This is a genomic window from Frankia umida, from assembly GCF_023242945.1.
GTDB lineage: Bacteria > Actinomycetota > Actinomycetes > Frankiales > Frankiaceae > Frankia > Frankia umida.
On the sequence record NZ_JALKFT010000104.1, the window covers coordinates 1 to 825 of the forward strand.

The following is an 825-nucleotide window of genomic DNA, read 5'->3' on the forward strand; positions in this document are numbered from 1 at the left end:
GACCGACGAGGGGCTCAAGTCATGCCAGGTCCGGAGGCCGGGAGCCCCGTTGCGGGGCCACCAAGAAGGTAACGGGGTACCAGCGAAACAGCGAAACTGATTCCGCTGACTCTTCCCGAGATCCGACGGCTACTGTCCCAGCTCGCCCTCACCGCAACCGCTACGACCAGCACCGTCATGGCATGGTCCCGCTGGCGCCGCCGCCACCAAGCCTGCGCCCGCGCATCCCACTACCGCCGAAGCACAGCAAGATCACCACAAATGCGGCTGTAATATTAGAGCGTGTCTCATGTGGGGTGTGGGAGTTTCTTCCAGCAGGTGATCGCGGCGGCGAGGCTGAGGAATCCGAGGAAGTTTCGGCCGTGGCGTTTGTAGCAGATGGTGAGGCGGCGGTAACCGCCGAGCCAGACGATCGTTCTTTCGATCTTCCACCTGTGCCTGCCGAGACGGTCAGCGCACTCGATCCCGCGCCGCGCGATGCGGGGGGTGATGCGGTGTCGGCGTAGGTAACGGCGCAGGTCCGGGAAGTCGTAGCCCTTGTCGGCGCGCAGCCTGTCGGGCCGGCGCCGCCGTGGGCCGCGTCGGGAACGGATCGCCGGGATGCCGGCGACCAGCGGGACCAGGACCTGGCTGTCGTGCAGGTTCGCTCCCGAGACCGCGACGACCAGTGGAAGCCCGGCCGCATCGGCCAGGACATGGATCTTCGAGCCCTTCTTGCCGCGGTCGACCGGGTTCGGCCCGGTCAGGGATCCCCCGTTACCTTCTTGGTGGCCCCGCAACGGGGCTCCCGGCCTCCGGACCTGGCATGACTTGAGCCCCTCGTCG

Annotated in this window: 1 protein-coding gene; it reads right to left on the bottom strand. The window is 67.2% G+C overall.

Translation table 11 applies throughout. The features are described 5' to 3' along the window. Nucleotides 1-287: 287 nt before the first annotated feature. A partial coding sequence (locus tag MXD59_RS25970; RefSeq protein WP_372512208.1) for an IS5 family transposase occupies nt 288-825 on the bottom strand: 538 nt, incomplete at its 5' end.